We start from the raw sequence: 26,196 nt of genomic DNA, 5'->3' as shown, positions 1-26,196 counted from the left end.
CGGCACGGCCGGCGCGCTGGGTGGCCGACGCCTGGCTGGCGCGTTCGGTGACGAGGCGGGTGACGCCGGCGGCGCGGTCATAGCGCGGGCGCCGGGCAAGGCCGCTGTCGACGACGATGCGCACGCCATCGATGGTCAGGCTGGTTTCGGCAATCGAGGTGGCGAGGATCACCTTGCGCCGCCCTTCGCGCGAGGGGCGGATGGCCGCGCGCTGAGCCGCCGGATCGAGCGAGCCGTGCAACATGTGGACCTCGAACGCGCCACCCTCGATCCGTTCGGCGGTGCGCTCGATTTCCCGGACGCCGGGCAGGAAGGCGAGCAGGTCGCCTTCGGCCTCCTCTTCCAGCGCGCGGCGGATGGCCGCGGCCATCTCATCCTCGATCCGCTTTTCGGCATGGCGGCCGATATGGCGTAGTTCGAGCGGCTGGATCTTGCCCTCGCTCTCGATGACGGGCGCGCCATCGAGCAAGGTGGAGAAACGCGCGCCGTCGAGCGTGGCCGACATCGGCAGGATGCGCAGGTCCGGGCGCAGCGCCGCCTGCGCGTCGAGCGCCAGCGCCAGGCCGAAATCGCTGTCCAGGCTGCGCTCATGTACTTCATCGAACAGCACTGCGGACACGCCGGCCAGTTCGGGATCATCCTGGATGCGGCGGACGAAAATGCCCTCGGTCAGCACCAGCAGCCGCGTCTTCGCGCTGACCTTGCTGTCCATCCGCGTCGCATAGCCGACCGTGCCGCCGGGCTGCTCGCCCAGCATCTCGGCAATGCGCTCGGCTGCGGCGCGCGCGGCGAGGCGGCGGGGGGAGAGCAGCAGCACCTGCCCCTCGCACCAGGACTGGTCGAGCAGGGTGGGGGCCACCGCTGTCGTCTTGCCCGCGCCCGGCGGCGCCACCAGCACGGCATTGCTGCCGCGCGCCAAGGCGGCGAGCAGGTCGGGCAGGACGGCATGGATCGGCAGGGCAGGGGCGGTCATGATCCGCCCCCTCTCGCGCCAATCAGGGCCGAGCGCAAGGCGCGCTGGGCAGAAACGGCGATGCCCGAAGCCGTGCGGCTCCGGGCATTGCGTCTATTCCGGCGATGGTGCGCGAGGGTCAGTCGTGGCCCTTGCTCATGAACTGTTCGACGACGTTGGACATGTCGAAGCTCTTGCCGCCCTGGACTGGCGGATATTGGGCGAGGGTCGTCAGATGTTCGGTCATCAACGCGCCGAGCGGCCCGGTCTGCCACGCCACCTTCTGGAGCAGATGGCCGTAGGAGTCGCTGTTGTCATAGCTTTCGAACGGATCCATGCGGATGTTGAAGACCATCGGCTTTGAGCGGCCGACCATGGTGCCGTAATAATCCTCGTTGGTCGAGAAATGCCATTTCCAGGGACCCATGCGCAGCGCGGTGAGCCGGGATTCATTATAATGGAACACATGGTTCCGCGCCGAATCCTCGGCCTTGCCGGTCCAGTAGTCGAGGTTGTTGACGCCATCGATATACTGGCTCTTCTCCTTGAGAACCTTCTCGTTCACGTCCGTGACGCCGGCGGCGACGGCGAGGGTGGTGAACATGTCCTGATGGCACTGGATGCCGTTCTTGAGCTGCAGCGGTTCGATCACGCCGGGCCATTTCAGCATCGAGATCACACGGACGCCGCCTTCATAGGTGGTCATCTTCTCGCCGCGCCAGGGTGTGGTCGCGCCATGCGGCCAGGAGGAATGTTCCGGGCCATTGTCGGTCGAATACCAGACGATGGTATCCTCCTCCAGCCCGCTTTCCTTCAGCCAGTCGAGCACGATGCCGATATCATGGTCATGCTGCAGCATGCCCGAGCCGTGCAGGTCGGCGTCCGACGTGTATTTTTCCGCCGCATAGCGCCATTTGTCGTTGAGGCGGGTGTAGAGGTGCATGCGGCTGGTGTTGAGCCAGACGAAGAAGGGCTCGTCGGCATCCTTGGCCTTCTGCATGAAGTCGAGCGCGGGCGGGATGAACTCCTTTTCGTCCACCTCGTGCATCCGTTCCTGGTGCAGCGGGCCGGTGTCGACGATCTTCTGCTTGCCGACCTTGCCGTAGCGCGGATCCTCGGTCGGATCATCGACATCGGTGGCCCAGCTGTGGATCACGCCGCGCGGGCCGAATTTCTTCATATAGGCTTCGACGCTGCCAGAATGGGCCTTGGCGAAATTCTGATAATCGCGCTGCTCTTCCTCTTCCGACACGTTGAGATGGTAGAGATTGCCGAAAAATTCGTCGAAACCATGGTTGGTCGGCAGATGCTCGTTGCGATCGCCCAGATGGCTCTTGCCGAAATGGCCGGTGCGATAGCCCGCCGCCTTGAGCACTTCGGCCAGGCAAGGCGATGCCGGCTGCAGCCCCAGCGGATCGCCCGGCTGGCCGACGGTCACCATGCCCGACCGGATCGGATATTGGCCGGTGATGAAGGCGGCGCGGCCGGCGGTGCAGCTTTGCTGCGCATAATGGTCGGTGAAGCGGATGCCGCCATAGCCGATGCTATCGATATTGGGCGTGGTATAGCCCATCGTGCCCAGGCCATAGGCGCTGACATTCTGCCAGCCGATATCGTCACCCCAGATGACCAGGATATTGGGTTTCTTCGTAGCCATGCCGAGTCTCCGACCATGATGGATCGGCGGAAGGCTAATGGCGGGCGGTCCGCGACGCTGCATGGGGATAATCCCGAGAAGCGGCGGGGACATCCCCTATGCCCGGAGAAGGGGGGCGCCTAGCCGAACAGATAGATGTGGATCGGGTTCTTCGGATCGAGCAGCATCTTGGTCGTCAGTGCCAGCGACATGATGATGAGCAGCGGCTTGATCAGCTTCGAGCCGAAGCGCATGGCAAGGTGCGATCCGATCTGGCCGCCGGTGATCGATCCGACCGCCATGGCGAGGCCCGCGATCCAGATGACATGGCCACCCGCCACCATGGTCAGCAATCCCGCGACATTGGACGCAAAATTGGCGGCCTTGGTCTGGGCGGTGGCGCGCAGCAGCGACAGGCCGCCCAGCGCGATGAAGATGGTGGTGTAGAAGGCGCCGGCGCCGGGTCCGAAGAAGCCGTCATAGAAGCCGACCACGCCGATCATGCCGGACAGGCCCCACATGCCGACGCGGGCATGGCGATCGGCATCGCTCAGCTTGGGCGAGAAGGTGAAATAGGCCGCCATGGCGATCAGCAGCGCGGGCATCAGTCCGGCCAGGATCGACGGATCGACCCGTTGCAGCAGCCAGGCGCCGCCGATCGACCCGATGAAGGCGGCGATCACCGGACCCTTGTAGGTTTTGAGGTCCATATGGCCGCGCCGGGCATAGGCGACGCAGGCGCCGAAGGTGCCAAGGCAGCTTTGCAGCTTGTTGGTCGCGACCGCCGGCACCGGCGGTACGCCGGCGGCAAGCAATGCGGGCAGGGCAATGAGGCCGCCCCCGCCCGCCATCGCGTCGATGCAGCCGGCCATGAAGGCAGCGGCCATGAGGAAGGCGATGGTTTCGGGGGAGAGGATCACGATATTACCCCGTTCGGGCTGAGCGACGTCGAAGCCCGCACCAGAGCGAAGCGAAGGAACTTCGCCTGTGGCTCAGTTCTGCCCTTCGACTTCGCTCAGGGCGAACGGATATTGAAAGGGGAAACGAGCGAAACCGTTCATTCCCTCAACTTATGGCTTGCCGCATTTTCCGAGTCAGCGGACGTGCCGTCCGCTTCGAAAATGCTTCAATATGCCCGTGCTATCGCGAATTCGACCGCTTCGCTAAGGGCCGCTTTCGCCTTGCCGGCATCGAACATGCCCAGCGCGTCGATCGCGCGCTGGCCATAATGGCGGGCGCGGGCCAGCGTGTCGGCAATCGCGCCGGTCTGGCGCAGCAGCTGCGTCGCATGAGCCAGATCCTCGTCGCTGATGCGATGGCCCGAGATCGCGGCCTTCCAGAAGGCCTTGTCCTCGTCCGACCCGCGCGCATAGGCCAGGATCACCGGCAGGGTGACCTTGCCGTCGCGGAAATCGTCGCCGGCATCCTTGCCCATGGTGGCGCCGTCCGATTCATAGTCGATCGCGTCGTCGATCAGTTGGAAGGCGATGCCAAGGTTGCGGCCATAGACGTCGAGCGCATGTTCCTCCGCCTCGCTGCGGTCGGCGACCACGGCGGAAATGCGGCAGGCGGCGGCGAACAGGGCGGCGGTCTTGGCGCCGATGATGTCGAGATATTGTTCTTCGCTGGTGTCGATCTTGCGCTGGGCGGTCAGCTGGTTGACCTCGCCCTCGGCGATGATCGCCGATGCGCCCGACAGGATCTTCAGCACCTTGAGCGACTCGGCCTCGACCATCAGCTCGAACGAGCGGGAGAAGAGGAAGTCGCCGACCAGCACCGAGGCGCTGTTGCCCCAGATGATGTTGGCGGTCTTGCGGCCGCGGCGCAGGCCCGATCCGTCGACGACATCGTCATGCAGCAGCGTGGCGGTGTGGATGAATTCGACCGATGCGGCCAGCTTGTAATGGCGCGATCCGGCATAGCCGACCAGGTCGGCGCAGGCGAGCGTCAGCATCGGCCGCAGCCGCTTGCCGCCGCCGGCGATCAGATGGCCGGCCAGTTCCGGGATCAGCGGGATGCGCGACTGCATCCGGTCCAGGATCACGCTGTTCACCTGGTTCATGCCATCGGCGACGAGCGCCATGATGGGAGCGAGCGAAGGGGCGCTGGTGCGGCCGATCGGGTGGACGTTGCCGGGGGAGGATGCAGTCATGACAAGCGTCCTCTGGCGGGGCAAAAAGCAGATGGCAAGCGGGAATAGCTTGCCTGCGCGGCGCAATGGCGCAAAAAGCGCGCCGGACGATTGATTGACGCGTCGCAGTAACGGAAAAGCCACGCCTTTTCCCGCCGCGATGCCGCTGTGGAGAATGCCAGGTGGACGAGACTTTGAAGCGCTATCGCGAGAGCATCGACAATATCGACGCGGCGCTCGTCTTCATGCTGGCGGAGCGGTTCAAGGTCACCCAGGCGGTCGGCGAATATAAGGCGACCCACGACCTGCCGCCGGCCGATCCGGGCCGCGAGGAACGCCAGATTTCGCGCCTGCGCCAGCTCGCGCTCGACGCTAATCTGGACCCCGACTTCACCGAGAAATTCCTGCGCTTCATCATCGATGAGGTGATCCGCCATCACGAGCGGCTGCGGGAGGGATAAGAGGCTTTAATCCTTCGGATAATTTTCATGGCCTGCATTGGGCCAGTGGAAATGCGTGTAGGTCAGCATGGTCGAGAAGCTTTCCGACCGGACCTGATGCCACCAGCCGATCGGGATGAAGAGCAGGTCGCCCGGCGTCAGCCGCACTTCGTAGCGCAGAACGTCGCGGGCGCGCGGGTGTCGAGCCAGCCGCGCCGGATCGGTCAGGTCGCCGACATCGCTGAAGACATGGCGGTTATGCGCCAGCCGATGGGTCTGCGACGGCGGCACCAGGATGACATGCTTGGTGCCGGTCACCTGTGCCCGCAGATTGTTGGTGAGGTCGAAATGGAGCGGGGTGAACGCGCCCACGCCGCCGATCCAGAGCATGCCCGGCGTCGGCGCCAGATAGGCGTCGGGATGGCCGAGATCGGCCTGGAGCGGCGCGAGGGCCGGGCCATTGGCCGCGCTGTTATAGGCGGTCAGATAGGCGTCATTGCCGCCATCGCGCACCAGATCGATGAACTGGCGGAACGGCGCGCGACGCTTGTGCCGGTCCTTGGCCAGTTCATAGTCGGCGGCCTGTGCGCGGCCGCCCTGATATTCGATTTCCGCCGCGCCAACGGCATCGGTCAGATAGTCCGGCGTCCATTTTGCACGGGCGGGCCAGCCCTCCATCGCCCCCTTGATCAGGACCGGGCGGCCGGGCGCATAGAAATTATGCAGGAAGTCCTCGCCCGACAGCGCGTCGGCGGTCAGCAGGCCGGAGGCATAGGGCGACAGGGCACGCTGCTGTTCCATGACGTTGAGCAGCCAGTCGCGCCGCTTGAGCGCGAGCGCGCTGTCGTCGCGGGGCGCGGGCGCGGGCTTGGGCGGCACATGGGGCACGGCATTGGCGGACGGCGCGCCAAAGCCGACCTGGCGCAGGGTCATCTGCATCTGCATGTCCGCCGCCTGCGACAGGATCGAGGGAAGCGGCGGGGCGCGGCCGGATTTGCTCATGACCCGCCCTAGCGCGCGATCATGACCGCCATGTTGCAGGATGTGACGAACCTGTGACGGCGCGGTGGCGGTTCAGGCCGGCTCCACCACCTCGGTCCGCTTGGGCTGCGACCGGCCCAGCAGCACGCCGCCCAGCGCCAGCGCGAAGCCGGCGATCTGCACCGGGCCGAGCTTCTCGCCGAACAGCAGCCAGGCCTCCACCGCGGCCAGTGGCGGCACCAGCAGCAGCAGCATCGACATGCGCGTCGGTCCCTGGGTGCGCACCAGCCAGACCAGCAGCGACAGGCCGGCGGCCGACAGGCCCAGCACCGACCAGCTGAGGCCGATCCACAACATCGGGCTATTGTCCCAGCGCCATTCGCCCACGATCAGGGTGGCGGCGATCGCCACCAGCGCGCCGCCGGCATTCTGCACCGCGCCCGACACCCAGATCGGATCGCCGCCGATCGTGCCGCGCTGGATCAGCGTGCCGCCGGTCATCGCCAGCACCGCGACGATGCCGCCGATCGCGGGAATGAGCGTGATCGCGCCCGCGCCCGACTTGGCGATCGCCGGCATCAGCACGCAGCCGACACCCAGGATGGCGATGGCAAGGCCGCTCCAGGCGCGCGCGGGCAAGCGCTCGCCCAGGATCGCGACGCTGGCGACCGCCACCATCAGCGGCTGTGTCGCGCCCAGCAGCGACATGATGCCGGCCGGCATGCCATGGCTGACCGCCCACCAGCTGAGCGTGAGGTAAAGGCCATGCAGCATCGCGCCCGCCGCCAGATGCAGCCCCAATCGCCGGCCGCGCGGCCAGGGCTGACGCCCATGCAGCGCCAGCGCACCCAGAAGTAGCGCCGTCAGGCACAGGCGCGCGGCCAGGATCAGCTCTGGCGCGCCATGGGGCACCATCGCGCGGGCGACGATGAAACCGGTGGACCAGATCAGAACGAACAACAGGGATGCGATAATGCCGAACATGGCGCAGCCCATGGCCGATGCGCGCGCGCCTGTCGACCCGGCCAAGGGGCGAAGGGATCAGAAGCTGCCCAGCGTCGACCCGATCAGGATCACGGCGACCAGCGCCGCAAGCGAGCTGACGATGCCGGCCATGGCGATATCCAGATAGGATTCGCGGTGGGTGACGCCGCTCAGCGCCAGCAACGTCACGATCGCACCATTATGCGGCAATATGTCCAGCGTGCCGGACCCGATCACCGCCACCCGGTGCATGATGGCGGGGTCGGTGCCAGTTCGCGCGGCGATGTCCATATAGGTCGGCCCCAGCGCCTCTAGCGCGATGGTGAGCCCGCCCGAGGCCGATCCGGTGAGCGCGGCGAGCAGGTTGGTCGCCACCGCCAGCGACACCAGCGGCCCGCCGCCCATGCCCAGCACCCAGTCGCGGATCATGTGGAAGGCGGGCAGCGCGGCGATCACCGCGCCGAAGCCGACCAGGCTCGCCACGCTGATGATCGGCAGCACGGCGGCGTTGGCGCCCGAATCGATGCTGTCGCGCAGGCTGACGAGGCGCGCCCGGTTGCACAGGATGATGGCGAGCGTCGCGATCATCAGCGCCGCCGTCACCGACCATATGCCCGCAACCGCGCCCAGGCTGGTGCTGCCCCATAAAGGCTCCGCCAGGAAGGGCGCGTCCCAGGTCGGGAACAGCCAGAGCGAGAGGATGAGGTTGCAACCGATCATCACGCCGATCGGCAGGAAGGCGATGCCGAGCGAAGGGCGGTCGTCGGTGGGCGCCCCCTTGTCCATCTCTGCGGGGTCGAAGGTGGAGGCCGTCGTCGTATGCTCGCGCATCCGCGCGCTGTCGACCGGCGCCACGGGGGACAGGCTGGGATCATAGCCCTCCTGCCGGGCGGCGGCCGCTGCCTGTGCCCGCAACAGCCAGCCCAGGCCCACCGCCAGCATGATGATCGCGGCGATCAGGCCCAGGCCCGGCGCGGCATAGATGGAGGTGCCGAAGAAGGGCATGGGAATGACATTCTGGATCGCCGGCGTGCCGGGCAGGGCGGTCATGGTGAAGGTCGATGTGCCCAGGATGATGGTCGCGGGCACCAGCCGCCGGGGGATGTTGCCGGCGCGGAACAGCGCCTGCGCCATCGGCACCAGCACGAAGAAGGCGACGAACAGGCTGACCCCGCCATAGGTCAGGATCGCGCCGGCCAGCACCACCGCCATGATCGCGCGGCCGGACCCCAGCCAGCCGATCATGGCGTCGGCAATGGTGCGCACCGATCCGCTGTCGTTCATCAGCTTGGCGAAGATCGCGCCGAGCAGGAAGAGCGGGAAAAATTGGGCGAGGAAGCCGGCGGCGGCGACCATGAATATCTGGGTCCAACTCGCCAGCATCGGATAGCCCGAAAAGCTGGCGGCAATCATCGCCAGTGCCGGGGCGAGGAACAGCACGCTCCAGCCGCGATAGGCCATGGCGATCAGCGCGCCGAGCGCGACCAATATGCCAAGGAAGCTCAATGCCTCAGACATGGGCGAGCAGCGCGTCGATATCGAGCGTCGATTCCCGGCCGATCGCCTGGCCATGATCCTTCAGGAAATCGTCCGCCGCCTTGCGCCCGATCTTCTTGAGCTTCCACAGGAAAGCCCATTCGGCGTTCAGCTTGGACGAATGGCCGAATTGCAGCATGTCGGCGCTGGCGATGCGGTGGATACGCATCTTCGCCCATTTCTCGCCCTCGCCATGGCCGGGATCGGCGACCTGGCGCAGCAGCGCCATCATCCGGATTTCCTGCAACAGCACCGCGTTGAAGGAAATCTCGTTCAATCGGCTGGCAATGTCGCGTGCGGCGTAGAGGTCGGTGGCGCGCTCGACCGGGTTCACCTGGATCAGGATGGTGTCGTCCGAATCGCAGTCGCGCACCAGCGGCGTCAGCGTCGGATTGCCCGAATAGCCGCCATCCCAATAGGCCTCGCCATCGATCTCGACCGCGTGGAACATGGTCGGCAGGCAGGCGGAGGCGAGCAGCACGTCGGGCGTGATCTCCGCATTGCGGAACACGCGGGCCTGGCCGGTGCGCACGCTGGTCGCGGTGATGAACAGGCGGATCGGGCTGGCGGCGAGATGGTCGAAATCGACGCATTCGTTGAGGATGTCGGTCAGCGGGTTGAACCCGCCCGGATTGAGATCATAGGGCGAGCAGAGCCGCGCCATCAGGTCCATGCCGACATAGAGCGGCGAATAATCGAGCGTCCAGCGGCCGAGCGCTATGTCGAGCGGGCTGCGGCGGAACGGGCTGAACATTGCCCCGTCCGACACCTTGCTCCAGAAACGCGTGAGGGCGCGGCGGGCACCCGGCGCGCCGCCATGGGCATAGCCGCTGGCCAGTACGGCCGCGTTCATCGCCCCGGCCGACGTGCCCGATATGCCGTCGATCCGCAGCCAGGGTTCCTCCAGCAGGCGGTCGAGCACGCCCCAGGTGAAGGCGCCATGGGCGCCGCCGCCCTGCAGGGCCAGGTCGATCAGGCGGCTTTGCGGCTCGGCAGTCGGATCGGGCATCGGGTACCTCGCGCTTGGCGGGCATGGCCCGCTGCCGGAGTTTGTTGCGATGCAGCATGGGACCATTGCGGCCCGCCAATGTCAACGCCTTGCGCGTTGCACAAACCTCATTCCCGACCCGCGCGGATCGCCGCGCCGCCCGCGATCGGCGTGATCGCGACCAGCAGCAGGGAGGCGGCGCCGAGGAATTTGAACGCGGCGCCGCTGCCATCGCCCAGTGTGCCCGCGCCAAAGATCAGCAGCGGCACCGCCAGCGGCAGGGCGAGCAGGCCCGCCAGCGCGCCCGACGAGCGCAGTCCGGCGGTCAGCGTCGCTACCAGCAGGCCGAGCGCGGCAAGCGCGGGCGTGCCGATCAGCAGCCCGGCCTCCAGCGTCAGGATCGTCGCGCCGTCCAGCTTCAGCAGCGCGGCTGCGGGCAGGGCGGCGATCATCAGCGGCGGGCCGAAACCCAGCCAATGGGCGATCAGCCGGGCGATCACCACCATCTCCTCGCTGATGCCGCGCAGCGCGATCTGGTCCAGGATGCCGGCGTCGCGATCGGGCGCGACCAGCCGGTCGACCGGCAGCAGGCTGGCGAGCAGCGCCGCGATCCACAGCATGCCGCCACCGGTGCGGGCGAGCAGGGCGGCGTCGGGTCCGACCGCAAAGGGGTAGAGGCTGGCGACCAGCAACAGGAAGGCGACCGGCAGCCACAGCCCGGCCGAGCGCCAGGCCTGTCCCAGGTCGCGGGCGACGAGCAGGGCGATCAGTCGCATGACGCCTCCTGCGCCGGGTCCGGCACATGGGCGGCCATCTCGATCCGCACCGGATCGGTCAGCGGCAATGGCTGGTGCGAGGCAGCGACGACGATGCCGCCGGCCGCCAGATGGTCCGCCACCGCCGCGCCGAGCAGCGCGACCGACGCATCGTCCAGGCCATTGGCCGGTTCGTCGAGCAGCCAGATATCCGCGCCGCTGGCGATCACGCGGGCGAGCATGGCGCGCTTGCGCTGGCCGGTGGAGAGCATGCGCACGGGCACGTCGCGCAAGGGGGCGAGCGCCATGGCGTGGAGCGCGCGGTCGAGCGCGGCCGCATCCACCCGGTCAAGCCGTGCCCAGAAGCCGAGTGCGCGGTGGAGCGGCAATTCCATGTCGAGCGCCAGTCGCTCGTCGGCCAGCGCGACGCTGCCCTGGCGGTCGATGGTTCCGGCGTAGGCGGGCAGCAATCCGGCGCACTGGCGCAGCAGGCTCGACTTGCCGATGCCGTTGGCGCCGTGCAGCAAGGCGCTGCCGCCGGCCGCCAGCACCAGGTCGACGCCGGCAAAGAGCAGGCGTCCGCCGCGCAGGCAGGCCAGGCCCGACAGGCGCAGCGCCGCACCGCTCATGGGGCGACCATATCCTCCAGCACATGCATGTCGATGTCCGACAGGCCGAAATGATGGCCGATTTCATGCACCACGACATGGGTGATGAGCGCTTCGAGCGGCACGCCCGTCTCGACCCATTCGTCGAGCAGCGGGCGGCGGAAAAGATGCACGGTCGGCGGCAGGTCGCCGGTCTGCGCCTCCTGCCCGAAGGGACGGCCGCTATAGAGGCCGGTCAGGCCGAACGGATCGTCAATCTCCATCTCCTTCAGGATATCGGTGTCGGCAAAATCCTCCACCAGCATCACGACATTGGAGAGATAGGAACGGAAGGGCTCGGGCAGGCGGCTCAGGGCCTCCAGCGCGAGTGTCTCGATTTCCTGTGGGGTAGGGGCGAAGCGGAACGATTGACCAGTGTCAGGCATGGCTGTCACATAGGCGAAAGAAATAACGCAGGATAGAGAAATGCTTGCCAGACTGAACGAAACGGAACGGGCGATCGCGCTGGCGGATTTGCCCGAATGGACGGCGGTCGCCGAACCGGACGGGATTGCGCGCAGCTTCACCTTTCCCGACTTCGTCGCCGCCTTCGGCTTCATGACGCGGGTGGCGCTGCTGGCGGAAAAGGCCGACCATCATCCCGAATGGTCGAACGTCTATAATCGGGTCGAAATCACGCTCACCACCCATGATGCCGGCGGCCTGTCGCAGCGGGACATCGATCTGGCGAAGGGGATAGAGGCGCTGCTGCGCTGATGCTTGACGCGGCATCGCCCGGCCGATAATCGCACCGGCAACATCAAGAGTCGGGCCAACGTCCGACACCAACCTGCTCCCCGAGCAAGGTGGTGCCTTTCGAAAGAGGGGGATGTGGCCGGACCGGCAATCCAACGGGACATGCAGCCACGACGACGTTGATCCGATGCTTGGTCACACACCAGCAGACGGAAGCATGACGTGCCCATTTCCACACAGCAATTTGCCAGCGACAATTATGCCGGGGCCTGCCCCGAGGCGCTCGACGCGATGCTCGCGGCGAACAGCGGATCGGCGACGGCCTATGGCGAGGATGAATGGACGCAGCGCGCGGCGGACAATTTCCGTACCCTGTTCGGCGGCGATGCGGAGGTCTTCTTCGTCTTCAACGGCACCGCCGCCAATTCGCTGGCGCTCGCGGCGCTGTGCCAATCCTATCATAGCGTGATCTGTTCGGCGGCCGCCCATGTCGAGACCGACGAATGCGGCGCGCCCGAATTCTTCTCCAACGGGTCGAAGCTGCTTGCCGCGCCCTCGGCCGACGGCAAGCTGACGCCCGACGCGATCCGGCAGCTCGCGACCAGCCGGTCCGACATCCATTTCCCCAAGCCGCGCGTCGTCACCATCACCCAGCCGACCGAGACCGGCCTTGTCTACACGGTCGAGGAAGTGCGCGCGATTTCCGCCGTGTGCCGCGAACTGGGGCTGAAACTGCATATGGACGGCGCGCGCTTTGCCCATGCCTGCGCCAGCCTGGGCTGCGATCCGGCGGAGATCAGCTGGAAGGCGGGCGTCGACGTGCTCTGCTTTGGCGGCACCAAGAATGGCATGGCCGTGGGCGAGGCGGTGATCTTCTTCGATCGCGCGCTGGCGCAGGATTTCGACTATCGCTGCAAGCAGGCGGGACAGCTGGCGTCGAAGATGCGCTTCCTGTCGGCGCCCTGGATCGGCCTGCTGGAAAGCGGCGCCTGGCTGCGCAATGCCCGCCATGGCAATGATTGCGCGACCCGGCTGGCGGCGGCGATCGCCGACCTGCCCGATGTCAGCCCGATCTTCCCGGTGGAGGCCAATGCGTTGTTCCTGTCGGCCCCCGCGCCGGTGCTGGATGCCCTGCGCGCGCGCGGCTGGCGCTTCTACACCTTCATCGGCGGCGGCGCGCGATTCATGTTCGCCTGGGATGCACAGGTGGAGCGGGTCGACGAACTAGCCCGCGACATAAGGGAAGCCTGCCTGGCGGTCGCCGCCTGACCGGATGGCGCTAGTGCGGGCGAGGCGGCCTCAGGGTTCCTCGCCCTCGATCCGGGCGTCATAGCTGCTCAGCGCGCTGATGACGTCCGGCATCTTTTCGTAGCGCTTGCGCAGCAAGGCCAGCTTCGCGTCGGTGCCGGAGCAGAGTTCGGCGACGCTTTCCTCGATATAGGCGCGCCGTTCCGCATCATAGGGTTCCTCGCCGCGGAAATGGTCGCAGCTGTCGCGATCGACCATGAAGGCGGTGACTTCGCGCGGGAAGGGGGCGGGCTGGGCCGCATTGCTCGACGGCGGCAGGTCGAGCGAATTGGTCGGGCCGGGCGGGCCGACGGTGACGATCGGCGCTGGGCGCGAGGGCAGGACGGCGGGCGGTGCGGGCGGCGGCGGATCGGGCTGGACGACGGCAACGGCCACCTGCTGCGGCGCGCTGGCCGGGGCGGCCTGTGCGCTGTCATCGGACGAGCCCTTGCAGCCGGTGACGAGCACCAGCGCCAGCATCATCGGAAACAGCTTCAAACGCCCCTTCACCCGATTTCCTCCCGCAGTCCGGCGATCAGATCCGCAACATGCGGCAAGCGCGACTCTTCCTCGTCGAGGATCGCCAGAAACGCCGCCCGCCTATAGTTGCGCAACGCCCCTTCGGGAAGACGGGTTGGGGCAGGAATTGCGGAAATTACGATATCCAGCAGACGCTCCACCCCATGGAGCCTGCCCCACAGATAGTCATTCTCCCGATAGACCCGACTGAAGAAGGCGCCAAAATTGTTGAATTCTATGCCTTTTAGCGTGGCGTTGGCGCCGCCGGCGCGGATGGCGGTGCAATCTTCGGGCGAAATCCGGTCGACCTTTATCGGATCATATTCATCGACAGCGTCACCCTGAAGCAACGGTAGGGTCGCGATGTCGGAGAAGGGGAAGCCGAGATAAGCCAGCAACATGGTGCGGCGCCCGGCCTTGGGCAGGTTGGCGAGCGCCTCGGCCAGCAGCATGTCGGCTGCCTCGTCGCGGGCGCGCAGGCCACGCGCCTGGGCCATCGCCTCCAGCGCGGCACCGGCGTCGGTCGGCACCTGCGCCGCGGCGGCGCGGACATGGTCATTGTAGAAATCATTGCCCTCGCATTCGGTGTAGAGGGCGAGCGCGCGATAGATGGCGTCGTGCATCGCCTGCACCGCCTCGCTGTCGGCATCGGCCTCCAGTTCCAGCGTCTCGGCCAGCCGCCGGGCCAGGAAACGCAGGCGGCGGATGCGGAAGGCCAGGTCATGGGTGCGGAAGAAGAGGACGGGCGCGGCGGCGGAGCCGGCATCCTCGGTTAACTGGTCGGCCCCGATCGCGCGCACCTGCTTCCAGATCGCCTGGCGATAGGCTTCGCGCATCATCGGCGCGTCCTCGCCGCTCAACTGGAACAGGCGCGCGGCCAGATCCTCGACGATGCCCGACAGCTTGAGATGAGCATAAGCGGGGAAGGCGAATCCGGCCGAGGCGGCGGCGCGCTGCTGCGCCTTGCCGCGCCAGGCCGACAGGCGCGCCGGCGTCGGCCGGTCGAGGAACAGCATGCGGCCGATCGCCCCCTCCACCTCCGCTTCGATACCGGGGCGCAGCGCCTGGATGATCCGGCCCATGCGGCGGATGCGGGCGGAATGGCGGTCGATCGCCTCCAGATTGTCGCGGATCGGCTGCTCGCGCGGAATGTCCGACAGCGCGCCGAAGATGGTGCGGAAAAAGCCCGGCAGCGGCGCATTCTCGCCGATCGGCGCGGCTTCCTCCTCGCCCTCGCGATTGAGGTGGATCGACCGGTGGCCGGGCTTGGGATCGATATAGACGAAGCGGCGGTCGACCTCGCGCCGCGACGGCCGGTTCTTGAGCGCGCCGATCGCCTGGGCAAAGGGGGCGTTGGCCAGCACCGATCCGTCGATCAGCACCGCGTCCTCGGCCTCGCCCCGTGCCGCCCGGCGCGGCAGCACGCGCGCCAGGAAGGCGTCGCGGCCGGGCCAGGCGCGGTGGCGGCGCTTTAATACCCGGTCCAGCTCGCGCACGGTGAAGGGCGGGAAGGCGCCGGGGAAGCTGGCGGTGGCGCGCGCGGCAAAGACCAGTTCGGCCGGATCGGCAAAGCCGTTGGCGCTGCCGCCCCGGCCGCGAAAGCCGATCGACAGCCGATGCTCGGTCTCGATCACCTGGGGCGGGCTGTTGAGGCTCAGGCTCTGCACATGGCCGTCGAAATCGGTGACGGTGACGAACAGGTCGAGCGGATGGCCGTCGGGCAGCAGCGACGGCCCGGCCGGCGTCGCCGCCATCGCGTCGAACGCGTCGAGCAGCATGGTCGAGAATATCGCTCCGCCAAAGGGCGGCTCGAACCAGCGCGAGCGGATGAAGCGCGACAATTTCATCCGCACCTCCTCGCGCGTGTCGGGCGCCACCGTGCGCTCGACCGCGTCGCCGGGGCGGCGCGCGGCCATCCACACCAGCGGCGTCGCCCAGAATTTGGTCAGCGCGCGGGCGGGGCGGGCGTCGGGATCGAGCAGTTCGTCGACATCGGCATTGTCGAGCCACAGCGCAGTGAGTGGCTCCAGCGACTGGCCGGTCTCGATCGCCTGGGCCAGGAAGATACCATTGATGCCACCCGCGCTGGCGCCGGCGATGATGTCGGGCAGGATGCGCAGCCGCGTGCCGCTCGCTGCCTCGATATCGGCGAGCAGCCGATGATAGACCGCCTCGCTCGCCCCCTGCGGCGCCACCCCGTCATGAAAGGCCCGGCTCGCCCGCGTCAGGTGCCAGATTTCCTTGGTGATGCCGTGCATGTAGACGGCCAGGCTGATCCCGCCATAGCAGACGAGCGCGAGGCGTAATTCCTTCTCCCTCATGGGGATAGGGATCGCAAAGCCAGGCCGCCTTGTCGAGAGGCGGAATGTCCCACCCCCTGTCCGAAAGCGGGAAGGGGGGATGGCGGGGTGGGTGGCTAAGCAACGGCCTGTTTTCCACCGTCATCCCCGCGCAGGCGGGGATCCATCTCCACAGCGTCGGACCAGATGCAAGGTCAGGGGATGGATTCCCGCCTGCGCGGGAATGACGAAAGGGGGTGGAAAGCAGACTGTCCGAAAATCCTCCCCAAGCTTGCTTGGGGAGGGGGACCGCCGAAGGCGGTGGAGGGGCAATAGCGTTGCGCTTGCGCCATTTCCCCTCCGTCAGCGCTTCGCGCTGCCACCTCCCCAAGCAAGCTTGGGGAGGAACTAGGTACGTCAGATTCTGGTCGTCTTCAGACCCTCAGCCATCCCCAACACGCGCCCGCTTTTACCCGACCCGGAACTCCGCCCAGATCGGCAGATGGTCCGACGCCTTGCGCGCGGCGGCGCTTTCGTGGACGCCGCTGTCGACCAGGCGGATGCGGCCGCAATGCATGATCCGGTCGAGCCGGGCGACCGGGCGGCGGGCGTGGAAGCTGCGGCCGCAGGGCGCAAAGCTGTAATGGCGGGCAAAGTCGGCCAGGCAGCCGCGTTCGGCGCTCCATTCGTTGAGGTCGCCCATCAATACCGTCGGCAGGGCATGACCCTGCGCCGCGGCATGGATCACGGCCGCCGCCTGCTTGCGCCGCCACAGGCCCGACAGGTCGAGATGCATGCCGAACACGCGCAGGGTCGCGCCCTTGATCGCGACCTCCGCCATGGTCGCGCCGCGCGGCTCCAGGCAGGGCAAGTGCAGCACGTCATAGGCGGCGACTTCCGCCTCCTTGCGGACGATGATGGCATTGCCGTGCCAGCCCATGCTATCGGTCTGGACATTGAGTGGCACCGGCTTGTAGCCGCTCTGGCGGTCGAGCAGCAGCGGCGGGATCGCGGCATAGCGTATGCCGAAGCGCCGGTCGGCCTCCTGCAGCGCGATGATGTCGGCATCCACCTCGTTCAGCACGTCGATCACCCGCTCGGGCGAGCGGCGGCGGTCGGTACCGATGGCCTTGCGGATATTATAGCTGGCGACGCGGATCGTGGCGGACATGCTGCTTCAATGCGCCAGCGGCGCGGGGGTTTCCAGCCTCGATGCAAGATCGCGTTTGTGTTCCTTTTATGTTCTGTTATGCGTGGGCGATGGCCAAGGCAAAGCGCAAATTCGTCTGTCAGCAATGCGGCACCGTCTCCGGCCGGTGGCAGGGGCAGTGCGATGACTGCGGCGAATGGAACAGCATCGTCGAGGAAGCGGCCGAGACCGTCTTTTCCGCCAAGCATGACCTGCAGGGCGGCGGCCGGGCGATCACGCTCATCGGCCTCGACAGCAAGGTGGAACTGCCCGCGCGCACCAGCACCGGCATCGCCGAGTTCGACCGGGCGCTGGGCGGCGGCATCGTGCCGGGATCAGCGACGCTGATCGGCGGCGATCCGGGCATCGGCAAGTCGACCCTGTTGCTGCAGGCGGCGGCGCGGGTCGCCTCGCGCGGGCTGACCGTCGCCTATATCAGCGGGGAGGAAGCGTCGGACCAGGTGCGGCTGCGCGCCCAGCGGCTGGGCCTTGGCAACGCCCCGGTGCAACTGGCGAGCGCGACATCGGTGCGCGATATATTGACGACGCTCAGCGACGGCGTGCCGCCCGCGCTGCTCATCATCGATTCGATCCAGACCATGCACAGCGACCTGATCGAGGGCGCGCCCGGCACCGTCAGCCAGGTGCGCGCATCGAGCCAGGAACTGATCAAATTCGCCAAGCAGCGCGGCACCGCGCTGATCCTGGTCGGCCATGTCACCAAGGATGGCAGCATCGCCGGCCCGCGCGTGCTGGAACATATGGTCGACACGGTGCTGGCGTTCGAGGGTGAGCGCAGCCACCAATATCGCATCCTGCGCGCGATCAAGAACCGCTTTGGCGGCACGGACGAGATCGGCGTCTTCTCGATGGTGGCCGAGGGGCTGGAGGAGGTCGCCAACCCATCCGCCCTGTTCCTCACCAATCGCGACGAGACGGTGACGGGCGCCACCGTCTTCCCCGCGCTCGAAGGAACGCGGCCGGTGCTGGTCGAGATCCAGGCGCTGGTGGTGCGGCTGTCGAGCGGGGCGACGCCTCGGCGCGCAGTGGTCGGCTGGGACAGCGGCCGGCTAGCCATGATCCTCGCCGTGCTGGAGGCGCGCTGCGGCCTCAGCTTCTCGACCTGCGAAGTCTATCTCAATGTCGCGGGCGGCTATCGCCTGTCCGATCCGGCCGCCGACCTGGCCGTCGCCGCCGCTTTGTTGTCGGCCTTGTCGGAACGGCCGGTGCCCGCCGATGTCGTGCTGTTCGGCGAGATTGCGCTGTCGAGCGAGATCAGGCCCGTCTCGCACACGCCGCTCAGGCTCCGGGAATCGGCGAAACTGGGCTTCAATCGCGCCTTCGTGCCGGCGTCGGGCGCGGACGGGGTGAAGGGGATTTCGGTCAGCGGCTTCCGCACCCTTGCACAGCTGGTTGACCAGATGCTCGGGCGCGGATAGCCAGCGCGGCATGAACGCCGTCGATATCCTCGTCCTCCTCCTCATCGGCGGTTGCGCCATATTCGGCCTGCTGCGCGGGTTCGTGACCGAAACCCTCTCGCTCATCGCCTGGGTCGCGGGCATCTTCGCGATCAGCCTGTTCCACGCCTCGGTCACCGAATTGCTGACCAGCTTCGTCGGCAGCGAGAGCGGGGCGGCGGTTCTGGCCTTCTTCCTGATCTTCGCCATCACCTTTGGCGCGGGCAAGCTGCTCGCCCGCGCGATTGGCCAGCGCACCCGTCAGTCGGTGCTCGGCCCGATCGACCGGGTGCTGGGCGGCGGCTTCGGTGCGATCAAGGGCCTGATCGGCGCGACCCTGGTCTTCCTCGCCTTCTCCCTGGTCTATGACACATTCTACGGTAGCGGCGCACGCCGCCCCGACTGGCTGTCCGACGCCCGCACCTATCCGCTGCTCAACGCCAGCGGCAAGGCGATCAGCGAATTTGTCGACGAACAGCGCGCGCAGAAGCCGGCGGAGTCCGATCCGGCGGCGTGACCGGGGTGGGTGGCTTACGGCCATCCCACCGACGTCATGCTGAACTTGTTTCAGCATCCATCAAGCCTAACAAACCATTGGTCTATTGGGAGGAATGGACCCTGAAACAAGTTCAGGGTGACGATGATGGGATGGGCGGTGCTTGATCGAAACTCGATCCGCCAATCCCGCATGCCGCTGTCCTACAGATCTGCCCTGCTCTAAGCTGGGGCATGACGCTGCCGCTCATCCTGCCTCCGCTATCCATGCAACTGGCGCGCGACGGGGGCGTCGCTGTCGCTGCGCAGGTGCGCGGGTGGGGCCTTGTCGGCGCGCGCCGGGCGCGTCTGTCGAACCTGCCATGGCGCGTTACCGGCGCGTGGGTGGTGCATCATGGGGGCGAAGCAGGTGCAAATGCCCCGAAAAGGCCGTTTACACTGTGAACTTCGGTCGTGACCCGCGCGGACTTGTGTCCTTGGGCGGGCTACAGCCAGCCCTTGGCGCGATAGGCCTCGACCGTGGCCTTGAGCCCTTCCTCGGTCGGGATCTGCGGCGTCCACAGCCGCTTGGGCGGTTGCTTGCGCTTGTCGACGACCCAGTCGGGGTGGCAGAAATAATCGACCCGGTCGGGGGTCAGCTTGGCATTGCGGCCGCGCACCAGCCGGTCGAGTCGGGCGGCGGTCGCCAGCAGCCATTGCGGCGTCGCGAAGGTGCGGACAGTGCGGCCCACGGCTCGGCCGATCGCCTGGCCGAATTCCTGATGGTCCCAGCCGCCGGGCGTCGCATCGTCCGCCTCATAGGTGCGGGTCTGGCTCTGCTCCTTTTCGCAGGCGAGCGTCAGCAGCAGGCGGGAAAGATCGGCTACATGGATCACCGAAAGCCGGCCGCCGGGCGGCAGCAGCATGATGCCGCGCTTGGCCATGCGGAACAGTTCCAGCATTTCCTGGTCATTGGGGCCATAGATGGCGGGCGGGCGCACGATCGTCCAGTCAAGGCCGCTGGCCTTCACATGGCGTTCGGCCAGTTCCTTCGACCAGCCATAGTCCGACATGCCCGGCTCACGTGCGGCGAGCGAGGAGACATGGACGAGCCGGCGCACGCCGCGTTTGCGCATGGCGTCGACCACCGCCATCGTGCCGCGCGCATTGCCCGCCTCGAACCCCTCGCGGTCGGGCGCGTTCACGACGCCGGCGATATGGATCACGGCGTCGGCGTCGCGCACCAAGGTGTCGAGCGCGGCGGTATCGTCGAGCGAGCCGGGCACCCATTTGAGATGGGCGCGTGGCGGCTGCGCCCGGCGGGTGAGGGCGTTGACCTGGAGACCGGCGGCAAGCGCCTGATCAAGCGTTTCGGCGCCGACGAAACCCGTCGCGCCGGTCATGGCAATTCTAAGGGACATAATAGGTCAGACCATCGCCATATGGTCGCGATGGACCAGCACGGTGCGGGACATTTCGCCGAGCAGGGCGGGAATGTCTTCGCTGCGGCGGCCGGCGATCTTCGCGGCGGCCTCGCTGTCATATTCGATGAGGCCACGGGCGATCACCCGGCCGTCCTGATTGAGAATGTCGACCACGTCGCCGCGGGCGAACACACCCTCGACCCGCGCGACGCCGGCCGGCAGCAGGCTGTTGCCCTTGCCCAGCGCCGCTTCGGCGCCGGCATCGACGATGATCCGGCCGAGCACGGTGAGGCGGCCCGAGAGCCAGCCCTTGCGCGCGCCCTGGCTTTCGGCGGCGAGGAAGATGGAGCCACGGCCGCCATTGGCCCAATGGCTGAGCGGGGCGTCGACCTTGCCCGAGATGATGGCGAGATGGGCGCCGGCGCCGGTGGCGATCTGGGCCGCCTGGATTTTCGACACCATGCCGCCCGACCCCATGCCCGAAGCCGAACCGGTGTCGGCCATGGCGGCAATGCGCGCGTCGATGCGCTCTATCCTCTCGATCAGCATGGCATTCGCATCGGCGTGCGGGTTGGCGGTGTAAAGCCCGTCCACGTCCGACAGCAGCACAACCGCGTCGGCCCGTGCCGCCTGTCCGATGCGCGCCGCAAGGCGATCATTGTCGCCAAAGCGGATCTCCGCCGTGGCGACGCTGTCATTCTCGTTCACCACCGGCACGACGTCGAGCGCCATCAGTCGCTCCAGCGTGGCGGATGCGTTGAGATAGCGGCGGCGATGCTCCAGATCGTCGAGCGTCACCAGCATCTGCGCGGCGGTAATGCCCTTTTCATGCAGCAGGCTGGCCCAGCATTGCGACAGGGCGATCTGGCCGGTGGCGGCCGCCGCCTGCGCATCCTCCAGGCTGCCGCGCCCGCCCTTGGGCAGCTTCAGCCGGCGCGCGCCCAGCGCGATTGCGCCTGACGACACGATGATGACCTGTTGCCCGGCCGCCTTTCGCGCGGCGACATCGGCCACCAGCGTGCGCAGCCAGTCGACGCGCACTTCCCCTGCCGGATCGACCAGCAGCGCCGACCCGATCTTGATGACCAGGCGGCGGACCAGGGCAGGGGGAAAGCCGGACAGAGTGTCGGTCATGATCGCTACTGAATAGGAGGGCGGGGTGATCCGTTCAGATCGGCGACCAGGTGGCTTCGCCGTCGCTGTCGTCGGCGTCGTCCTCTTCACGATCCTCGTCGAGCATTTCCAGCACGGCGTCGAGCAACGGGGTGACGCCTTCGCCGGTCGCGCCGGAGATGATGAAGACATCTTCCACGCCGGCCTGCTCGCGCAGCTGCTCGGCAATGTCTTCCATCAGTTCCTGGCCCAGCAGGTCGCCCTTGTTGAGCACCACGATCTGCGGCTTTTCGTCCAGCCCGCCGCCATAGGCGGCGAGTTCGTCGGTGACGATGCGGAAGGCTTCGACCGGGTCGTCGCCGGTCGCGTCGATCAGGTGCAGCAGCACGCGGCAGCGTTCGATATGGCCCAGGAACCGGTCGCCGATGCCCGCGCCCTCGGCCGCGCCCGCGATCAGGCCGGGAATGTCGGCCAGCACGAATTCGCGATCACGGTGCAGCACCACGCCAAGCTGCGGCTTGGTGGTGGTGAAGGCATAGGCGCCGACCTTCGCCTTGGTGTTCGTCACCTGGTTGATCAGGGTCGACTTGCCGGCGTTGGGCATGCCGACCAGGCCGACATCGGCCAGCAGCTTCAGCCGCAGCCAGACCCACATTTCCTGGCCCGGCCAGCCGGTGCCATGCTGGCGCGGCGCCCGGTTGGTGCTGGTCTTGTAGGACAGGTTGCCGCGGCCGCCGTCGCCGCCGCGCAGGAAGCTCACACGCTGCCCGACCTCGGTGAAGTCGGCCAGGATTTCCTGTTCCTCATATTCGGGATAGCCGTCTTCGTCCTCGGTCCCCTCGATCGGCTGGGGATCGGACAGGATCTGGGTGCCGACCGGCACCTTGACGACCAGGTCGTTGCCGCCGGCGCCATAGCGGTTCTTGCCCATGCCGGGCATGCCGCGCTGCGCCTTGAAATGCTGGGTGTAGCGGAAGTCGATCAGCGTATTGAGGCCGGCCACGGCCTCGAAGATGATGTCGCCGCCCTTGCCGCCATTGCCGCCGTCCGGGCCGCCATATTCGACATATTTTTCACGCCGAAAGCTGACCGCGCCGGGACCGCCCCAGCCGGACTTGATATAGATTTTTGCTTGATCGAGAAAATGCATGGCGCGCCCATAGCGTCTTCTTGGGCAAAATTAAACCTTAGCTTGCGACACTTTCGCCGTCGCCGTCAACCGGGCTTCTTCGGTCAGGGCGGAGACCAGGCTGCGGGCCGCCAGTTCGCGCGCTTTCTCGCGATTGAGGCCCAGTGCAGCGGCCATCGGGCCGCCCATCTGCGAATCGCCCAGCGCCAGCAGGACCAGCATCAGCGTATTGTCGCGGATCACCTCGGCCAGTTGCGGGCGCAGTGCCGTCGCGGCCAGCTTGTCGACCAGCCGGTGGATCGCATCCACCACCGGGTCAAGTGCATCCTCATTGCCCGACGCCAGCATCCAGCTGGCCAGCGCGCCGGCGCCGCCCGCGTCGAAGGCGTCGAAGGTCATGTCGACGATCCGCCGGGGCTCGACCTCGCCGCGCCGGGCGGCATTCACCGCGTCGCCGATCGTGGCGGTGATGGCGTCGGCCAGATAGCCCGCGAGCGCCTTCTGCAGGCCGGCGGCCGATCCGAAATGATGGAGCAGATTGGCATGGGTGCGGCCGATGCGATTACCCACCGCCTTCAGCGTCACGGCCTGCGGCCCCGCTTCCAGCAGCAGGTCGCGGGCGGCTTCCAGCGCAATCAGGCGACTTTCGTCGGGGCTGAGGCGCGAGCGCTTGAGGGGGATCGGTTCGGGCAACGTGCCTTGCCCATGACACAGGGGCCGGGGGAAGGCCATAGTCATGTGCGGGGGCGCTTGACCGGCCCCTGCGCGGCCGCCCATAGATTGGCGATGACCGCTGCGCCGATCCTCACCACCGACCGCCTGATCCTGCGCCCGCACCGGGTGGAAGATTATCCCGCCTGCCAGGCGCTATGGGCCGATCCCGACGTGGTGCGCTTCATCGGCGGCGCGGCGCTCGATGCGCAGGCGGTCTGGTTCCGCATCCTGCGCTATGCCGGCATGTGGGCGCTGCTCGGCTATGGCATGTGGGCGATCGAGGATCGCGCCAATGGCGAATTGCTGGGCGAGGCGGGGCTGCTGAGCGCGGCGCGGGGGCTGGCCGAACTGGACGGCCTGCCGGAAGCGGGCTGGGTGCTGGGGCCGGCCGCCTGGGGGCGGGGCATCGCGACCGAGGCGATGGCGGCGATCTTTGCCTGGACCGATGCGCATCTGGATGCGCCTTCGATCCGCTGCATCATCGCGCCCGACAATGGCGGGTCGATCAAGGTGGCGGAGAAACTGGGCTTTGCCGCGCTGGCCGAAGTCGATTTCCATGGCGCGCCGACCCGTGTCTTTGATCGGCCCCGTCAGGGGTGAGAGGCGGGCGCCCTGATCGGCGCTCGCGCACTTCAGTCAAGCGGCAAGCGCCGGCAGCGCGTCGCCATATAGGTCCATCGCAAAGTCCACGCTCATGCGGGCGGCCTCGCCCTCGTCGAAGACCAGGCAGTCGGCCTCGGCCCCGCGGGCGGGGCTATAGCGCCGCTCGATCGTGCCATTGGCGCGGAAGCCGATCTTGCGCAGGACATGGCCCGACGCGCGATTGTCGGCGAAATGGACGGCGCGGACCGCCGGCAGATTGTGCGCGCGGGCGATGCTCATGACGGCGCGGGCCGCCTCCGTGGCGAAGCCCAGGCCCCAATAGGGGCGGGCGATCCAGTAGCCCAGTTCCGGCGTGCCATCCTCGGCCTTATGGATGCCGCAGCCGCCCACCAGACGCGGCGCGCCTTGGGTGCGGGTGAAGGCCAGCAGGCGCGGCATGCGCGAATCCTGCGGCAGTGCCAGGAAGGCTTCGGCATCGGCCAGGCCATAGGGGGCGGGGGCGCGGCTCAGATTGCGCAGGACCGCGTCATTACCGATGGCCTGAGCCAGGGCGGGGGCATCTTCCATCCAGCCTGGCCGCAGCAGCAGGCGGGGGGTACGGGCGAACATTCACGTCTCTCCTCTTCGTGCGCGCCAATAGCTGCCAATCATGACGGCTTGACGACGGTCTTCTCTGGCTGAGCCCCGCCCGCACGACGCGCGAGAAGGCCAGTAGTTCCAGAGGTTTGAGGGAAATCGGGAGGAGTGCCCGGTGATGTTCGTCAGAACGGAAAAAGGGCGCTCCCTGTGAAGGGGCGCCCTTTTTTCCCTCGATCCCGATCGACGCACTTATGTGCGCAACCGATCAGGCGGGACGTCCCTTTTGCGAAGGACGACCCGTCATCGATCGTCCGTTATTCGGCTGCCGCGGCTACCGCGTCGACCGATACATATTTGCGGCCGAGCTTGCCGTCGTGGAACACGACGCGACCTTCGCCGAGAGCGAAGAGGGTGTGATCCTTGCCCATGCCGACGTTACGGCCGGGATATACGCGGGTGCCGCGCTGGCGAATGATGATGTTGCCGCCGATCACTTCCTGACCGCCGAACTTCTTCACGCCAAGGCGCTTCGACTCAGAATCGCGACCGTTACGCGACGAACCGCCAGCTTTCTTATGTGCCATGACCTAAACTCCTTATCTAAGCTGCGCTCAGGCGATCGACACGATCTTGAGGATCGTGTGATTCTGGCGGTGGCCGTTCTTGCGGCGATAGTTGTGACGACGACGCTTCTTGAAGACGATGACCTTCTCGCCCTTCGCCTGCGCAATGATTTCGGCTGCGACGGTCAGCTTGGCTGCGTCCTTCAGGTCGCCGCCTTCGCCGGCCAGCAGGACGTCGTCCAGCGTAACCTTGTCGCCGGCTTCGCCAGCGAGCTTTTCAACGACGATCTTATCTCCGGCGGCGACGCGATACTGCTTGCCGCCCGTGCGCACGATAGCGAACATGGCTTGGTCTCTTCTCGTTCAAATCTGCTTTACGCAGATCGTCGAGGACAAAAAGCCTGTTCGACCCGCGCGGGAATGTGGCCCGGTAGTGGAATGACTCGATTCTGTCAACCGCCATGGGCCCAGCTTGTGGGCTGGTTTTTGGCTCTTAGTCTTCCTACATCGGTGATGGAAGGGAATATAAGCGCCGATGAGCAGATTACATCCCCAGGATGCGACCGGCAAGGGCAGGCTGCCCTTCATCGCATCGCTGTGGGCTGCGATCCTGGTCGCGCTTCTGTGTGCGATCGCGCCTGACGGCCCGCCTTCCAGCAAGCTCAATGGCTCCGCCTTCAGTTCCGCCACGACCGGCGTGGTGCTCAAGGCGCGCTCGCTGCCCGCGCCGCATCTCGCCCGCGCGCCCCGCCCTGATGGGGATGGGGTGGCCTTGCCCTGGCTGCTGGCGGCGGCGCTCGCCCTCATGCTCTCCTGGCGCCGTCTGGCGCCCGACGCGCCTCTGCCGCTGCTGGCGGGCCGCTACAGCCATCTTCGCGCGCGGAGTCGCCGCGCCCGCGCCCCGCCCGCCTTCCTCTGACATATTTCCCGCCCGCCATGGCGGGCGTCCGTCAGACAGAAGGAATTGAGATCATGCCCCGCAAAAGAAAGATGCGCGGTGGCCGGCGCAATCCGCCCGGCTGGTTCATGCCCGTCGTCATGGCAGGGCTCGGCGCCGCCGGCGCCCTGCTCTCGATCGCGATGCTCGGCATCGTCGAATAATAGACAATGTTCCGCGCCG

General features: G+C 67.0%; 29 protein-coding genes and 1 riboswitch. Of the genes, 8 read left to right on the top strand and 21 right to left on the bottom strand.

Annotation, left to right across the window (positions count from 1 at the left end):
- The 4 genes from A0U87_RS03515 to A0U87_RS03500 all read right to left on the bottom strand — a co-directional run.
- A partial coding sequence (locus A0U87_RS03515) for a helicase-related protein (protein WP_137405218.1) occupies positions 1-973 on the bottom strand: 973 nt, incomplete at its 3' end.
- A gap of 118 nt (positions 974-1,091) precedes the next feature.
- On the bottom strand, positions 1,092-2,609 hold the full coding sequence (locus A0U87_RS03510) for an arylsulfatase (RefSeq protein WP_048937466.1): 1,518 nt from the start codon (positions 2,607-2,609) through the stop codon (positions 1,092-1,094).
- Between the two features lie 119 nt (positions 2,610-2,728).
- A complete protein-coding gene (locus tag A0U87_RS03505) occupies positions 2,729-3,508 on the bottom strand; it encodes a TSUP family transporter (protein ID WP_048937467.1) in 780 nt (259 codons plus the stop codon).
- A 206-nt stretch (positions 3,509-3,714) separates the two neighbouring features.
- Positions 3,715-4,740 carry a polyprenyl synthetase family protein gene (locus A0U87_RS03500; protein ID WP_048937468.1) on the bottom strand — a complete coding sequence of 342 codons (1,026 nt, stop codon included), beginning with the start codon at positions 4,738-4,740 and terminating at the stop codon, positions 3,715-3,717.
- 161 nt (positions 4,741-4,901) lie between these two features.
- Here A0U87_RS03500 and A0U87_RS03495 point away from each other — a divergent pair, with 161 nt between their 5' ends.
- Entirely contained in the window at positions 4,902-5,180 is a 279-nt protein-coding gene (locus A0U87_RS03495) for a chorismate mutase (protein WP_004207932.1), read from the top strand.
- Positions 5,181-5,186: 6 nt separating this feature from the next.
- Here A0U87_RS03495 and A0U87_RS03490 read toward each other — a convergent pair whose 3' ends face one another.
- From A0U87_RS03490 to A0U87_RS03460, 7 genes are all read right to left on the bottom strand, one after another.
- Positions 5,187-6,161, bottom strand: coding sequence for a cupin-like domain-containing protein (locus tag A0U87_RS03490; protein ID WP_137405217.1), 975 nt, complete (start codon positions 6,159-6,161; stop codon positions 5,187-5,189).
- Between the two features lie 72 nt (positions 6,162-6,233).
- Entirely contained in the window at positions 6,234-7,136 is a 903-nt protein-coding gene (locus A0U87_RS03485) for a DMT family transporter (protein WP_122927890.1), read from the bottom strand.
- Positions 7,137-7,181: 45 nt separating this feature from the next.
- On the bottom strand, positions 7,182-8,642 hold the full coding sequence (locus A0U87_RS03480) for a GntP family permease (protein ID WP_048937471.1): 1,461 nt from the start codon (positions 8,640-8,642) through the stop codon (positions 7,182-7,184).
- On the bottom strand, positions 8,635-9,669 hold the full coding sequence (locus A0U87_RS03475; RefSeq protein ID WP_037517156.1) for a patatin-like phospholipase family protein: 1,035 nt from the start codon (positions 9,667-9,669) through the stop codon (positions 8,635-8,637). Before A0U87_RS03475 ends, A0U87_RS03480 begins: the two co-directional genes overlap by 8 nt.
- A gap of 107 nt (positions 9,670-9,776) precedes the next feature.
- Positions 9,777-10,424, bottom strand: coding sequence for a heme exporter protein CcmB (locus A0U87_RS03470; RefSeq protein ID WP_010336308.1), 648 nt, complete (start codon positions 10,422-10,424; stop codon positions 9,777-9,779).
- Positions 10,415-11,032 (bottom strand): heme ABC exporter ATP-binding protein CcmA, encoded by a 618-nt coding sequence (gene ccmA, locus A0U87_RS03465; RefSeq protein WP_048937472.1) that lies wholly within the window; start codon positions 11,030-11,032, stop codon positions 10,415-10,417. The genes A0U87_RS03470 and ccmA overlap by 10 nt, the downstream gene beginning before the upstream one ends.
- Entirely contained in the window at positions 11,029-11,436 is a 408-nt protein-coding gene (locus tag A0U87_RS03460) for a metallopeptidase family protein (RefSeq protein WP_010336310.1), read from the bottom strand. Before A0U87_RS03460 ends, ccmA begins: the two co-directional genes overlap by 4 nt.
- A gap of 40 nt (positions 11,437-11,476) precedes the next feature.
- Here A0U87_RS03460 and A0U87_RS03455 point away from each other — a divergent pair, with 40 nt between their 5' ends.
- Complete coding sequence (locus A0U87_RS03455) at positions 11,477-11,767, top strand: 4a-hydroxytetrahydrobiopterin dehydratase (RefSeq protein ID WP_004207923.1); 291 nt, start codon at positions 11,477-11,479, stop codon at positions 11,765-11,767.
- 35 nt (positions 11,768-11,802) lie between these two features.
- Positions 11,803-11,911, top strand: a riboswitch (SAM-I-IV-variant riboswitch).
- A 57-nt stretch (positions 11,912-11,968) separates the two neighbouring features.
- Positions 11,969-13,015: a low specificity L-threonine aldolase gene (locus tag A0U87_RS03450; protein WP_048937473.1), complete on the top strand. Its 1,047-nt coding sequence runs from the start codon at positions 11,969-11,971 to the stop codon at positions 13,013-13,015.
- A gap of 30 nt (positions 13,016-13,045) precedes the next feature.
- Here A0U87_RS03450 and A0U87_RS03445 read toward each other — a convergent pair whose 3' ends face one another.
- From A0U87_RS03445 to A0U87_RS03435, 3 genes are all read right to left on the bottom strand, one after another.
- Positions 13,046-13,543 (bottom strand): hypothetical protein, encoded by a 498-nt coding sequence (locus tag A0U87_RS03445; protein ID WP_048937474.1) that lies wholly within the window; start codon positions 13,541-13,543, stop codon positions 13,046-13,048.
- A complete protein-coding gene (locus tag A0U87_RS03440) occupies positions 13,540-15,873 on the bottom strand; it encodes a patatin-like protein (RefSeq protein WP_048937475.1) in 2,334 nt (777 codons plus the stop codon). Before A0U87_RS03440 ends, A0U87_RS03445 begins: the two co-directional genes overlap by 4 nt.
- 427 nt (positions 15,874-16,300) lie before the next feature.
- Entirely contained in the window at positions 16,301-17,002 is a 702-nt protein-coding gene (locus A0U87_RS03435) for an endonuclease/exonuclease/phosphatase family protein (protein ID WP_048937476.1), read from the bottom strand.
- Between the two features lie 89 nt (positions 17,003-17,091).
- Here A0U87_RS03435 and radA point away from each other — a divergent pair, with 89 nt between their 5' ends.
- Both radA and A0U87_RS03425 read left to right on the top strand, forming a co-directional pair.
- Positions 17,092-18,459: a DNA repair protein RadA gene (gene radA, locus A0U87_RS03430; RefSeq protein ID WP_137405216.1), complete on the top strand. Its 1,368-nt coding sequence runs from the start codon at positions 17,092-17,094 to the stop codon at positions 18,457-18,459.
- Between the two features lie 10 nt (positions 18,460-18,469).
- Positions 18,470-18,994 carry a CvpA family protein gene (locus tag A0U87_RS03425; RefSeq protein WP_048937477.1) on the top strand — a complete coding sequence of 175 codons (525 nt, stop codon included), beginning with the start codon at positions 18,470-18,472 and terminating at the stop codon, positions 18,992-18,994.
- Positions 18,995-19,457: 463 nt separating this feature from the next.
- On the opposite strand, the gene A0U87_RS03420 is transcribed toward A0U87_RS03425, so the two are convergent.
- The 4 genes from A0U87_RS03420 to A0U87_RS03405 are packed head-to-tail and all read right to left on the bottom strand — an operon-like array spanning position 19,458 to position 23,349.
- Entirely contained in the window at positions 19,458-20,354 is an 897-nt protein-coding gene (locus A0U87_RS03420; RefSeq protein ID WP_080993563.1) for an NAD(P)H-binding protein, read from the bottom strand.
- Positions 20,355-20,378: 24 nt separating this feature from the next.
- Positions 20,379-21,509: a glutamate 5-kinase gene (gene proB, locus A0U87_RS03415; protein WP_017499841.1), complete on the bottom strand. Its 1,131-nt coding sequence runs from the start codon at positions 21,507-21,509 to the stop codon at positions 20,379-20,381.
- Positions 21,510-21,543: 34 nt separating this feature from the next.
- Entirely contained in the window at positions 21,544-22,638 is a 1,095-nt protein-coding gene (gene obgE, locus A0U87_RS03410; RefSeq protein WP_017499840.1) for a GTPase ObgE, read from the bottom strand.
- A 30-nt stretch (positions 22,639-22,668) separates the two neighbouring features.
- Positions 22,669-23,349: a TetR family transcriptional regulator gene (locus tag A0U87_RS03405; protein ID WP_004207909.1), complete on the bottom strand. Its 681-nt coding sequence runs from the start codon at positions 23,347-23,349 to the stop codon at positions 22,669-22,671.
- A gap of 54 nt (positions 23,350-23,403) precedes the next feature.
- On the opposite strand from A0U87_RS03405, the gene A0U87_RS03400 reads away from it, so the two are divergent.
- Positions 23,404-23,931 carry a GNAT family N-acetyltransferase gene (locus A0U87_RS03400; RefSeq protein ID WP_048937479.1) on the top strand — a complete coding sequence of 176 codons (528 nt, stop codon included), beginning with the start codon at positions 23,404-23,406 and terminating at the stop codon, positions 23,929-23,931.
- Between the two features lie 36 nt (positions 23,932-23,967).
- On the opposite strand, the gene A0U87_RS03395 is transcribed toward A0U87_RS03400, so the two are convergent.
- The 3 genes from A0U87_RS03395 to rplU all read right to left on the bottom strand — a co-directional run bounded on the left by A0U87_RS03395 (position 23,968) and on the right by rplU (position 25,421).
- Complete coding sequence (locus tag A0U87_RS03395) at positions 23,968-24,543, bottom strand: GNAT family N-acetyltransferase (protein WP_048937480.1); 576 nt, start codon at positions 24,541-24,543, stop codon at positions 23,968-23,970.
- Between the two features lie 284 nt (positions 24,544-24,827).
- On the bottom strand, positions 24,828-25,097 hold the full coding sequence (gene rpmA, locus A0U87_RS03390) for a 50S ribosomal protein L27 (protein WP_004207902.1): 270 nt from the start codon (positions 25,095-25,097) through the stop codon (positions 24,828-24,830).
- 27 nt (positions 25,098-25,124) lie between these two features.
- Positions 25,125-25,421, bottom strand: a complete 297-nt coding sequence (gene rplU, locus A0U87_RS03385) for a 50S ribosomal protein L21 (protein WP_004207901.1) — start codon at positions 25,419-25,421, stop codon at positions 25,125-25,127.
- A gap of 190 nt (positions 25,422-25,611) precedes the next feature.
- Here rplU and A0U87_RS03380 point away from each other — a divergent pair, with 190 nt between their 5' ends.
- Entirely contained in the window at positions 25,612-25,995 is a 384-nt protein-coding gene (locus A0U87_RS03380) for a hypothetical protein (RefSeq protein ID WP_048937481.1), read from the top strand.
- Between the two features lie 53 nt (positions 25,996-26,048).
- Entirely contained in the window at positions 26,049-26,177 is a 129-nt protein-coding gene (locus tag A0U87_RS26965; protein WP_257211493.1) for a hypothetical protein, read from the top strand.
- The last annotated feature ends 19 nt before the right edge of the window (positions 26,178-26,196 follow it).

The sequence above is a fragment of the Sphingobium sp. MP9-4 genome (genome assembly GCF_005281675.1).
GTDB classification, from domain to species: Bacteria; Pseudomonadota; Alphaproteobacteria; order Sphingomonadales; family Sphingomonadaceae; genus Sphingobium; species Sphingobium yanoikuyae.
Note: the sequence above shows the minus strand (reverse complement) of the source record. Positions and strands in the feature narration are given on the sequence as shown.

Bases quoted from the DNA above. Each gene is read 5' to 3' on its own strand.
- A0U87_RS03480 (WP_048937471.1), bottom strand. From the start codon at position 8,642: ATGTCTGAGGCATTGAGCTTCCTTGGCATATTGGTCGCGCTCGGCGCG.
- A0U87_RS03455 (WP_004207923.1), top strand. From the start codon at position 11,477: ATGCTTGCCAGACTGAACGAAACGGAACGGGCGATCGCGCTGGCGGAT.
- obgE (WP_017499840.1), bottom strand. From the start codon at position 22,638: ATGCATTTTCTCGATCAAGCAAAAATCTATATCAAGTCCGGCTGGGGC.
- A0U87_RS03395 (WP_048937480.1), bottom strand. From the start codon at position 24,543: ATGTTCGCCCGTACCCCCCGCCTGCTGCTGCGGCCAGGCTGGATGGAA.
- A0U87_RS03475 (WP_037517156.1), bottom strand. From the start codon at position 9,669: ATGCCCGATCCGACTGCCGAGCCGCAAAGCCGCCTGATCGACCTGGCC.
- radA (WP_137405216.1), top strand. From the start codon at position 17,092: ATGGCCAAGGCAAAGCGCAAATTCGTCTGTCAGCAATGCGGCACCGTC.
- A0U87_RS03490 (WP_137405217.1), bottom strand. From the start codon at position 6,161: ATGAGCAAATCCGGCCGCGCCCCGCCGCTTCCCTCGATCCTGTCGCAG.
- ccmA (WP_048937472.1), bottom strand. From the start codon at position 11,032: ATGAGCGGTGCGGCGCTGCGCCTGTCGGGCCTGGCCTGCCTGCGCGGC.
- A0U87_RS03485 (WP_122927890.1), bottom strand. From the start codon at position 7,136: ATGGGCTGCGCCATGTTCGGCATTATCGCATCCCTGTTGTTCGTTCTG.
- A0U87_RS03425 (WP_048937477.1), top strand. From the start codon at position 18,470: ATGAACGCCGTCGATATCCTCGTCCTCCTCCTCATCGGCGGTTGCGCC.
- A0U87_RS03400 (WP_048937479.1), top strand. From the start codon at position 23,404: ATGACCGCTGCGCCGATCCTCACCACCGACCGCCTGATCCTGCGCCCG.
- A0U87_RS03500 (WP_048937468.1), bottom strand. From the start codon at position 4,740: ATGACTGCATCCTCCCCCGGCAACGTCCACCCGATCGGCCGCACCAGC.
- A0U87_RS03380 (WP_048937481.1), top strand. From the start codon at position 25,612: ATGAGCAGATTACATCCCCAGGATGCGACCGGCAAGGGCAGGCTGCCC.
- A0U87_RS03470 (WP_010336308.1), bottom strand. From the start codon at position 10,424: ATGCGACTGATCGCCCTGCTCGTCGCCCGCGACCTGGGACAGGCCTGG.
- proB (WP_017499841.1), bottom strand. From the start codon at position 21,509: ATGACCGACACTCTGTCCGGCTTTCCCCCTGCCCTGGTCCGCCGCCTG.
- A0U87_RS03435 (WP_048937476.1), bottom strand. From the start codon at position 17,002: ATGTCCGCCACGATCCGCGTCGCCAGCTATAATATCCGCAAGGCCATC.
- A0U87_RS03420 (WP_080993563.1), bottom strand. From the start codon at position 20,354: ATGACCGGCGCGACGGGTTTCGTCGGCGCCGAAACGCTTGATCAGGCG.
- A0U87_RS03405 (WP_004207909.1), bottom strand. From the start codon at position 23,349: ATGGCCTTCCCCCGGCCCCTGTGTCATGGGCAAGGCACGTTGCCCGAA.
- A0U87_RS03440 (WP_048937475.1), bottom strand. From the start codon at position 15,873: ATGAGGGAGAAGGAATTACGCCTCGCGCTCGTCTGCTATGGCGGGATC.
- A0U87_RS03460 (WP_010336310.1), bottom strand. From the start codon at position 11,436: ATGCCTGACACTGGTCAATCGTTCCGCTTCGCCCCTACCCCACAGGAA.
- A0U87_RS03510 (WP_048937466.1), bottom strand. From the start codon at position 2,609: ATGGCTACGAAGAAACCCAATATCCTGGTCATCTGGGGTGACGATATC.
- A0U87_RS26965 (WP_257211493.1), top strand. From the start codon at position 26,049: ATGCCCCGCAAAAGAAAGATGCGCGGTGGCCGGCGCAATCCGCCCGGC.
- rplU (WP_004207901.1), bottom strand. From the start codon at position 25,421: ATGTTCGCTATCGTGCGCACGGGCGGCAAGCAGTATCGCGTCGCCGCC.
- rpmA (WP_004207902.1), bottom strand. From the start codon at position 25,097: ATGGCACATAAGAAAGCTGGCGGTTCGTCGCGTAACGGTCGCGATTCT.